The 1,369-nt window shown below is 54.9% G+C and carries 1 protein-coding gene; it reads right to left on the reverse strand.

The features are described 5' to 3' along the window. Positions 1-261 precede the first annotated feature (261 nt). Positions 262-1,287, reverse strand: coding sequence for an IS110 family RNA-guided transposase (locus RY831_RS32905; RefSeq protein WP_326510489.1), 1,026 nt, complete (start codon positions 1,285-1,287; stop codon positions 262-264). Positions 1,288-1,369: the final 82 nt, after the last annotated feature.

Genomic DNA, 1,369 nt, shown 5'->3' on the forward strand with positions numbered 1-1,369 from the left:
AAATCTATGGTCACCCTCCCTTTTGCAAGGGTAGATTTTGGGTGTTGTGGTCGGCTTGCAAAAATCTATCCGGCGTCTGTGTGGAGAGGTAATCTCCGCGCCACGATGAGAGTCGCGCCTGGCAGTCCTAAAAAGCCCCTCGGCTTCGAAAGCCAATTTCTTTATGAGGTTATCTGCTGGGCCGTTATGCCGTTCACGTCATCCAATTTCTACAGTCGCAAAACCAGGTGGGTGATTTAATACTGCGAGAAACGATTCTATTCAGGCTGTCATAGATTTCTGAGTAGCCTTGTATTCAGTATGTCGGGCAGCTAGGGCCCATACAGTGCGGGCTAGCTTATTCGCCAGCGCGCACGCCACGATATTGGAGTGGCGCCGCGTCAGCATTGAGCGTACCCAGTCTGCAAGCGTTCCCGTGTGTTTATCGATGCGTTGCATAAACGCCCTGGCGCATTGCACGAGTAGTCGTCGCAAATTCTTGTCTCCGCGCTTGCTGATGCCAAGAAGATTTGGGCGCCCGCCAGTGCTGTACTGACGCGGCACTAGCCCGACTGAGGCGGCAAAGTCCCGGCCACAACCATACTGCTTGCCATCGCCTAGTTCAGCCGACAACAGGCTCGCAGTGATCGGGCCGACGCCGGGCACTGCTAGAAGCCGTTGACCCAAGTCGTCCTCGTGAAGCTGTCGCGCCAGATCCTTTTCCACTTCGCCAATCTGCTCTGAGAGATACTTGTAGTGTGCATGGAGGCGTTCAAGGATGGACATCAGCCGTGCTGGCAGGGGGTATTCTGCCAGTACGGAAGGCAGACGGTTGATGATCGCCGGTCCGGTGGGCAGGCTGATACCAAATTCCAGTAAAAATCCATGGATCTGATTGGTGGCCTTGACGCGTTCGCGCACGAGCGATTCCCTCACGCGATGCAAAGCGCTCAAGACCTGTTGGGCTTCGGTTCTTGGTGCCACGAACCGCATGTTCGGCCTTGAGGCGGCTTCGCAGATGGCTTCGGCGTCGATGAAGTCGTTCTTGTTTCCCTTGACAAAGGGGCGAACGAATTGTGGATTGATGAGCTTAACGGTATGTCCCAAGGACATGAGGTGGCGCGCCATGTGGTGGGCGCCAGCGCAGGCTTCCATGACAACAGTGCAGGGATGGAAAGTCGCAAGAAAGGTGATGAGCTGCTTGCGGGTGAACTTCTTACGGAAAACTGCCTTGCCGCAGGCATCCTGTCCATGAAGATGAAAAGAATGTTTCCCAAGGTCAATTCCGATCAGTGTCACATCCTGCATGATGGCCTCCGCTCCGGTGAAAGAAAAACACCCTACTAGCGTAACCGCTCGTAGGGTGGAGGGTGACCATCTCATTAGCCCC

The sequence above is a fragment of the Noviherbaspirillum album genome, assembly GCF_035916955.1.
Taxonomy (GTDB): Bacteria; Pseudomonadota; Gammaproteobacteria; order Burkholderiales; family Burkholderiaceae_D; genus Noviherbaspirillum; species Noviherbaspirillum album.

What these genes read in the sequence shown, in the direction of transcription:
- RY831_RS32905 (WP_326510489.1), bottom strand. Translation starts at nt 1,287, where the DNA reads ATGCAGGATGTGACACTGATCGGAATTGACCTTGGGAAACATTCTTTT.